Annotated in this window: 8 protein-coding genes; all 8 read right to left on the minus strand. The window is 30.2% G+C overall.

The genetic code is table 11. From position 1 onward, the window contains the following. A partial coding sequence (locus BM201_RS17685; protein ID WP_092545109.1) for an IS630 transposase-related protein occupies positions 1-295 on the minus strand: 295 nt, incomplete at its 3' end. Between the two features lie 213 nt (positions 296-508). Continuing rightward, entirely contained in the window at positions 509-1,084 is a 576-nt protein-coding gene (locus tag BM201_RS17690; protein ID WP_092545111.1) for a hypothetical protein, read from the minus strand. Positions 1,085-1,231: 147 nt separating this feature from the next. Then, positions 1,232-1,936 (minus strand): SLATT domain-containing protein, encoded by a 705-nt coding sequence (locus BM201_RS17695; protein ID WP_092545113.1) that lies wholly within the window; start codon positions 1,934-1,936, stop codon positions 1,232-1,234. Positions 1,937-2,091: 155 nt separating this feature from the next. Next, on the minus strand, positions 2,092-3,027 hold the full coding sequence (locus tag BM201_RS17700; RefSeq protein WP_092545115.1) for a DUF5677 domain-containing protein: 936 nt from the start codon (positions 3,025-3,027) through the stop codon (positions 2,092-2,094). A 154-nt stretch (positions 3,028-3,181) separates the two neighbouring features. Next, on the minus strand, positions 3,182-4,867 hold the full coding sequence (locus tag BM201_RS17705) for a hypothetical protein (RefSeq protein WP_092545117.1): 1,686 nt from the start codon (positions 4,865-4,867) through the stop codon (positions 3,182-3,184). A gap of 176 nt (positions 4,868-5,043) precedes the next feature. Continuing rightward, positions 5,044-5,553, minus strand: a complete 510-nt coding sequence (locus tag BM201_RS17710; protein ID WP_092545119.1) for a hypothetical protein — start codon at positions 5,551-5,553, stop codon at positions 5,044-5,046. 1,548 nt (positions 5,554-7,101) lie between these two features. After that, positions 7,102-8,181 carry a serine hydrolase domain-containing protein gene (locus BM201_RS17720; protein WP_092545123.1) on the minus strand — a complete coding sequence of 360 codons (1,080 nt, stop codon included), beginning with the start codon at positions 8,179-8,181 and terminating at the stop codon, positions 7,102-7,104. A 62-nt stretch (positions 8,182-8,243) separates the two neighbouring features. Then, positions 8,244-8,541, minus strand: a 298-nt coding sequence (locus tag BM201_RS17725; protein WP_139219288.1) for an integrase core domain-containing protein, incomplete at its 5' end; no start/stop codon positions are given.

The following is an 8,541-nucleotide window of genomic DNA, read 5'->3' on the forward strand; positions in this document are numbered from 1 at the left end:
TAAGTTCCATGTCAGCAATAATGTCTTGTTGGAAGTCTTTGACAAATTCCAGTTCCTCTATTTTTTCTTTGAGTTTTTTGATTTCATCTTTCTTGCTCATCCCTTGTTTCTTTTGTTCTAAAGTACTGTATTTTTTTAACCAATAATAGATAGAAGCTCTGGAAACCTGATATTTATTGGCAGCATGATTGATTGAAATCTGAGCATTTTGAATCTGATCAATGATCAGTAGCTTGAGATCATAACCCACTTTTTTGTAGGAATTTTTTCGACAGTGTTGATTTTGTTCTTTCATTAGGTATAGTACTAAAAGGTTTAATTTTTAGTCAACCTATTTCAGGAAAGTACGTTGGTTTAAATTGCACATAACGGTCTTGTATAACAATCAGTTGCGGGTTGGTTAAAAACTAAGATAGCTAAAATTACCGACTTTTATGCTTGCGCGGTTGTGTCCGCAGGACACAAAGCCGCAATTGTTGTTATACGGTGTTGTAAATAGTGCTTTTCCCTAAAATGGTGAATAAGGATTAATCTCATTATTTAGTATTTCTTTGATTTGCCCATCCGACCTAATACTCAATAATATTCTTTGATTATCATTTATTATGTAGGTTAAAAAATATACACTCCAAGGTTTTGCAATAAAATCAGTTTCTTTTCTGTCAGGTAGCATTCCACTTAAATTACCTAACTCTATTGAGGTTTGATGTTCAATCTTAATTGATTTAATATCAGTTTTTTCTGCAATGTGATTAATTCCATAAACTTTTGCTGAATCCATATCCATAAAAACTGTATCAGAATTATGAAAAATAGATTTAATACGTTTGGCAATTCTCAACCAACCTTCAATTCCCTTATCAACCTTATCTCCAACGAGAAAAACATTAGTAAGCGCATTTATAATAGCTAATATCGCAATCCAATCTGCACCAGTTCCAATATTTATTTCTTTTATTCTGTAATCAGGATCTATTAATTTCAATTCAGCTTGTATATAATCCCAATTTTTATTTTCAATATTTTTAAGATAGTCATTTGCCAATTCTTCTGACATATCTTTTGGCAATACTATAATTTCCATTTAGGTCGTTTTTTGCATTATTTACAACGGTTTTGTATAACAATCAGTTGCGGGTTGGTTAAAAACTAAGATAGCTAAAATTACTGACTTTTATGCTTGCGCGGTTGTGTCCGCAGGACACAGAGCCGCAATTGTTGTTATACGGTGTTAGCAAAAGTATTTTTTTGACAGTTGATTTGATACAAATATTATTATAGGACCATAAATCATTAGATGATATTTAAAGTATACTCTAAAATATTTTTCGATTTGAATTTTCCAAACAGCAATTTTGCTTAATTCAAAATATTCAGGTTTGTAAGTTGTAAATTCTTTACTGTCAATATTTGAATGATTTTCGTGTTGTTTTAATATAATATCATACTTCTTAGATATTTCAGAAATTGATTTTTCTTCTTGTTCTCTGTTTATTAGTTTAGAAGTTTTGATCATTCTGAGTTGATTATATAATTCTGCTATTTCTAAAGAGCACTGATGGAATTTCTCACCTCTAATGGAATAATTTTTAGCTGTTTCAAATTGACTATAGAGAAGTATTAAGATTGATAAAGCAGCAGTCCAGAATCCAAGTTCATTGTCTGGTAATTTCTCTAAAAATGGAACATTATAAATGTTTATAAGGTTAATTATAATCAAGTAAGCAGATAAATACCCAACAGTTTTTGATGATAAATCATTTAACTTTTTATTTCTTTCGCTTGCTGAAAATCGAGCCCCTTTTGTGAACCATAATTTATAATTGAGTTCTACTCCAAAGTCTTTTTTTAAATAAGGAGGTTTCTTCTTCCGCAATTTTTTAATGCGCTTTGCTCGCTTTATTTTCTTAAAATATAACTTTATACTCTCAAACATAGTTGGTTTATATTTTTGCTAACGGTTTCGATTATCGCAAGTAGCGGAATAATTGACACGGATTTGTCGGCTTAACCTTTTCTTGCTTGGTTTCTAAAATTACACTTTTTTATTCAAAAACCGCTATTTGCGATTAATCGTTGTTGGCAGCTGGCCTATTTCTTATAGTTAAATATGTTTTCTTCAATTGCTTTTCTATGAATTTGTCGAAATTCTAAATACCAAATTCTGAATTCTTGATATTTAGTCGGAATTCTATTTTTAGTAAATATGTTGAAGCTTTCGATTAAATTATCAATTGTTGATAGATATACCTCTTTACAGTTTTCAAAATCTCTAATTTGAATAATCTGACCAAAATCTTTTCCGGCTTTTGCGATTCCTTTTTGAATACCTGTTACATGTACATTTTCTGAGTAATCTCTGTAATGAAATTCATAAATAAGCGATCTATCTAAATACTTAGATAATTCTAAGAAGTTTTTTGGACCATCAAATAATGAATACCAAGATGGGTTTCTTAATTTTCTTTTATTTTTCGTTCTATTATATTCTTTATACACTTCGTCAAATTCTGGTTTTTTCAGTAGGGATGATTTAATTTCTATAAATTCCTTCACATCTTCCCGATCAAAAAATTTGTCTATTGGGAAACTTTCGTCATTTTCTAGAATCAATCTTTTAAGTTCTTGAGAGCTTGGATAATCGGATATGAATCTCTTATAATTTTTTATCTGTTTTATAGTTTTCCATACCATGTATGAAAGAGCTCTTTTTCTTTCGTTTTTTTCTAAAAGGTATAATAAACCGTAAGAGTTTTCTAATAATGATCGAAGTAATATTTTACTAGGGTCAATTGAAGAACTTTGTATTAAAATTGAAATAGAATCTCCTAGCTCTAAAATATTCCTAAAAAATAACGTTGGTATATGATTGTCTTTTCCTTCTCTTTTTTTATTAACGTCCCAAACCAAAAGATGTGTACCAAAATTTATTACTTCCGAAATATTTGCTGAAAACTCGTTTAGTATTTTCTGTAAATATTCGTCAGTATTTTCTGGTAAAACTTCCCTGTTTGGTTTAGTATTCATTTTCTAAGCTTGCTGCCAACGGTTACGGTTAACGCCAGTGTGCGGAATTTAACACGCGGAGTTGTCGGCTTATAGTTTTGTGGTTTGGAGTTCTAAGTTATCAATTTTCTTCAAATACCGCATATTGGCCGTTAACCGATGTTGCCTGCAGTTTTTAATTCGTGATCACATCTTCAAATTTTTTGATCAATAATTTCATCGGAAATATATCATTGCTTAGTCTATTACTAATAGGTGCAATTTGTTTGGTTAATTTTTTATTAGCTATTTCTTTAGCCTTTGAAATATTCGGATGATTCACTTTTACTTTCTTACTCATTGCTTTCAAGTGCTCGTCAATTATCCTTCTAAAATTTGAGTCTTTCTCTTTTAAATAGGAAGTCCAATAAATTAGAGTATCAATATCAATGACAGTAAGTGACTTAATTAGGTTAGAGTTATACTTTTCTCCCAATTTCTCATGAATCTTTTCCAAATACCATTGATTTAATCTGAAATTTACCCCAAGTGTTTCAAAAATTCTATCATTTATTAATAAAATAGGATAGATGGTGATGTTGTTTTTACCGTTAACATAATCATCAAATTTGAATTGATTCTCCACTATTTGATCGATTGAAGTAATAAGTTGACCAACACCAATGGGCTTATTATTTACTTCTAAAAATTTAGATTTTAGGACCTTGTTAATTTCATTAATATCACCCGAACTTCTAATTTTTTTTGCAATTAAAACATCTTTATTTTCAAATAGAAAAACCTTTTTATTATGACGGATGTAATAGTCAGGTTCATTCGGAACGTCCTCAAGATTATCTTTTTTTATAAAATAAGGTTTATCAAATATTTGTTCTAGAACATTTGACATTAGAAAATTCTCAGAAAAATGTGTGTTGAAAAACTCAAAGAATGAGCGATCTCTTTGAGGCAGATTATGGTGTTTATGAAAGGAATTTTTTAAAATAAATTTGACACTTTTATAGAATTTATCGACAACGAAAAAGAAGTCTATAATCGCGAAAACCTTCTTCTCAATCTTATAAATTGGAAAGTTCCTTAAATAAGTAAAATCATCATCTTCAATAATTTCATCAGAAACAATAGAATCTAAAAAAGCGATTGATTTTTCATCATCAACTTGAAATTTATAACCATTTCCTACTTTTAACTCAAGCAATTTTCCAAAGAGATATTTCATTTGTTTGAAAACCTCTTCTAAACTTTCTTGTGAGAAATAGTTATATAAATCTTTTGCTAAATACTCATATTCTTCACTTGATTTTAAAAACTCAATTAAGTATTCAAATCTTACCATCGTAGCGTAAACTAACTTGCCAAATTCTGAATCATTGTTTTCAAAAAGATCAAAATCAGACGTTGAAAATGTCATAGTTAGAGACATATCAACAAGTTTATCTAAATTATCTTCGGCTGTCGTAAGATTTTGTTTTGAATTTAGCTCTGTGTTAATTACAAGGAAGGATTTGAATAAATTTATCTCATCCGTATCTCGATCATCATTAGTATTATTTGCTAAAAGTGTGTCTCTATTTGAAAGGATTATTTCTGCTAATCTTAGACTTGCTTCTCTAGTAACCAGAATCGGTTTTTCAGGTATTTTGTTTTCTCGTGAAAATTTTATGACTCTACTAACTATATCTTTATGAACTTCAACATTTGAAGCAAAGTTGTCAAAATTTGGTTGAGGATAGGTGTTGCAAAATCCGATGATATTTAAAAGGGTAAAAGATGAAATCTTCTTTAGATATTCAAGAACCTCCTTTGGTTCTTCATCTGGAAAAACGTAATCAAATTCTAAGCGAATTACAGTTTTTATCATTAAAATCTTATTTTAAAAATTGCTGGCAACGGTTTCGATTATCGCAAGTAGTGGAGTAGGGAACGCGGACTTGTCGGCTTAATCTTTTCTTGCTTTGATTCTAAAATTACACTTTTTTAGCTAAAAACCGCTATTTGCGATGAATCGTTGTTGCCACCAGTACTTTTTCTGCTATTTTATTCGCCCCAAACTTGGTAAACACTCATTTCCATTCCATTTTCGCTCAAGAGTATAAATCCGTTTTCATTTGTTGAATCATCAGTTCTGGAGTCAAAAATCAGCCTGTTTGTTTTAAATCGGTAAAGTTTAGAATCAATATTTATCCAACGAGGAAGCGGTTGGCTTTTATAATCTGCATTCTTTGAATTCGGTTCGAAATTTTTAAGCGGAACACGAATAATCGGTTGATTTAGCTCCGTCATATTTTTTATTTCAGTTCTTTTTATCGGTATGCTGTCAATCAGTTTCCAGTCATTTTTTTCCGCAATCTTTTTTAGTTGCGCAATTTTAAATTGTTCGTCCGGTTTGGCTTTCCAGTTTATTGCTAAAGTTCCACCCCAAGGTCCTTGGTCATTTTTTTGTTCGGTTATTTGGTCAGATTTATAGCGTAACCAAAATCCTGAATATGTTAATCGGCTACACGAAATAATATTCAATCCAATCAACAAAATCAGAAGTTTTTTCATTCAGCGCAATATTTTTCTTGTATTGGTGGCAACGGCTTCGTATAATCGTCAGTTGCGGATTGGTTAAAACTAAGATAATTAAAAATGCTGAATATTATGCTTACGCGGTTTTGTCCGCAGGACAAAATGCCGCAATTGCTATTATACGTTGTTGGCAGTAGTTTTTGTTCTTTTTAAATTACTAAAAGTTTAGCTTCTCCAATTTTCCTTGGTTTTTTGTGAATCCACCAAATTAGTCCTTTTTCAAGTAAAACCTAACTTTGAAATACTTAGTTTCTCCTGAAGTTCAAAGTCAATATGTTCAATATAAGTTCTTGGAAGTCACGTTAATTTGATAGATACTTTATAACGCGGTTTAGGCGATTACCTTTTCCGATTCCATTTCCACGCGTACCTTTTTGGTTGAGTATAAAGTCAATTTAGCTTTGATTTTTGTATGTCGGAATATTCAATTTAAATTTTATTCATTCTTCTCATAAAAAAAGGTTTCAATAAATTCCTTAAAATGATATAACTAATGATAAAAATCCATACTTTGATTAGACCATTTTGACTAATTTCTTTGTCTTCCATACCTTCTAAAATATAGATTGCCGTTCTAACTCCAACAATTACGGAAAATATAATTATTATTGCATAGAAGTAGCTAATCAGTTTCCAGATATACTCAAACAATATTTCTTTATCAAATTTGTCCAAAATGGTTGTTTAAAATTACTGCCAACGGTCTCGATTATCGCAAGTAGTGGAGTAAGTGACGCGGATTTGTCGGCTTAAACTTTTCTTGCTTGGTTTCTAAAATTACACTTTTTTATCTAAATGCCGCTATTTGCGATTAATCGTTGTTGTAAAATGTAGCGATAAGTTCTGATATAAAATTATCCATTTATTTAATCTTTTAAAAATCATTGTCAGATTTATCGAATATTAGCTCTGATCAGATTTTACTTTTATTCTCAAAAAATGGGAGAGAGGCTTTTGAAGAATAAAATTGATAGTAAAAATTCACAATTTTAAATTTCTCCAGCGTTGCATTTTAATTTTTAGCTGAATTTTTCAATTATAACTTTTTGGGAGAGATTGGTTCTGCGGTATGATCAGCTTTTTCAGTTCTTTATTTCTATTTAAACCGAATTTGAATTTACGACAAGATCTTTTATCCAGTTCAGTGAAAAAAGCGTCCAATTTTATATAATTTCACCTCTATTTTTTCTCATTATTTGTCCGCATTGTTGCTAACCCATTTATTTTTAAAATATTTCCAGAGGGTGTTTTTATCAGTTTTCATTTCTTTAAAATCAAAAAAAAATTGGTCTGATTTTATCGAATTTTGAGTATTATTTTTTCTGCGGTCAGTTCTGTTTTCAGAGGGAGATTGGGTCAGGAGCTATTTTTTACAACGGTTTCGAGTATGGACAGTTGCGGTTTGGTTTGCCAAGTTGTGTCCGCTTAAAATAAATATAGCTAAAAACATCGAATATCGATTAAGTAATTAGCCGCAATTGACCATACGCGTTGTTGTACACTGTTTTTATGTACTTGATTAATTTAGTTTTCTAATTCTTTTTCTGCTATTAAGTTTTTAAAGTAATCCGCTACTTTTGAGGCTCCAGTTTTACCTCCATCATCGATATTAGATAAAATGACGACTGTATAATTATCGTGCATAAAATCCATAAGTTCACAATGAATTCCATACCAACCGCCACTGTGACCAATTATTGTTTGATTGTATCTATTATCGATATCAATTCCATATCCTAAATGCGTATTATAGCCCTTTACTTTGAGTTCCAACATTAGATCGGTAGTTTCTTTATCTAATAATTTATAGTTTCTTAAAGCTTTTGAGAATTTAAACAAATCCTCTACTGTGGAATAGTAGAATCCAGCTGGAGACGCTTTAGTCAAATAATAATCATTCTTTTTTAGGTTTTTATTTTGACCAAATCCTGAAGTATATCCACTTGCTTTATTTCTTACAATTGAATCTACTTGAATTTCTGAAGTTGTCAACATATCTGCTGGCTCCAGAATATTCTCTTTTATATAATCGTAATAATTCTCTCCAGAAACTTTTTCAATTATTAAACCTAAAACCACGAATCCTGATCCGCTATAATCATACTTTGTTCCTGGTTTGGATAGTAATGTGTCATTAGCGAAAAGGGGAACAAAATCAGAGATTTCTTCGTAATTTGAATTTTTGATTTTATCTAAATCATTTACATAAAAATTGTTAAGTCCTGAAGTGTGAGTTAAGAGTTGATGTACGGTTACTGAGTTTCTAACAATTTCGTTTGGATAATCCGGTAAATACTTTCCGATTGGTGTCTTAAGATCTATTCTACCTTGTTCATATAATTGTAATGCAGCAACAGCAGTGAACATTTTTGTAATTGAAGCTATATTGAATTTAGTTTCTATTTTGTTCTGTACATCGTATTCTATGCTTGAAAGTCCATACGCCCTTTTCTCAATTATTTCATCATTTTTAGCTATTAAAATTGCTCCTGAAAATTCTGATTCATTCAAATTATCTAAATAATTCTTGATTTGAGAATTTGTAGTTTGAGAATGTGATAGGTTGAATATGAATATAAATAGGAGTGAAATTTTAATTCTCATTAAAGCTGAATTTTGATGAAAAATGTCTAGTCCTGAAATATGGCTACAGGTTGAACATGATTTTAAGCAGTTAATTTGTATACCATATTTGGTGTTTTATACTCTAAAGATAAATGTAATCTTACTTCGTTATATAATTTAATTGCATTTTTTGTAGCTTTCTTAGCGTGAGCGGTATTCATAAAGGTTTGATCTAAATAGAATTCATCTTTTAAAATGCCGTTTACCCGCTCAGCCATAGCATTTTCGTAGCAATGATTTTCTTCTGTCATGCTAATATCAATGTGTTTTCTTTTCAGTATCTGTGTGTATACATTACTGCAATATTGTATACCTCTGTCAGAATGATGGATGAGTCCA

It is taken from the genome of Zunongwangia mangrovi (genome assembly GCF_900112105.1).
GTDB classification, from domain to species: domain Bacteria; phylum Bacteroidota; class Bacteroidia; order Flavobacteriales; family Flavobacteriaceae; genus Zunongwangia; species Zunongwangia mangrovi.

What these genes read in the sequence shown, in the direction of transcription:
- BM201_RS17710 (WP_092545119.1), bottom strand. Translation starts at nt 5,553, where the DNA reads ATGAAAAAACTTCTGATTTTGTTGATTGGATTGAATATTATTTCGTGT.
- BM201_RS17700 (WP_092545115.1), bottom strand. Translation starts at nt 3,027, where the DNA reads ATGAATACTAAACCAAACAGGGAAGTTTTACCAGAAAATACTGACGAA.
- BM201_RS17720 (WP_092545123.1), bottom strand. Translation starts at nt 8,181, where the DNA reads ATGAGAATTAAAATTTCACTCCTATTTATATTCATATTCAACCTATCA.
- BM201_RS17695 (WP_092545113.1), bottom strand. Translation starts at nt 1,936, where the DNA reads ATGTTTGAGAGTATAAAGTTATATTTTAAGAAAATAAAGCGAGCAAAG.
- BM201_RS17690 (WP_092545111.1), bottom strand. Translation starts at nt 1,084, where the DNA reads ATGGAAATTATAGTATTGCCAAAAGATATGTCAGAAGAATTGGCAAAT.
- BM201_RS17705 (WP_092545117.1), bottom strand. Translation starts at nt 4,867, where the DNA reads ATGATAAAAACTGTAATTCGCTTAGAATTTGATTACGTTTTTCCAGAT.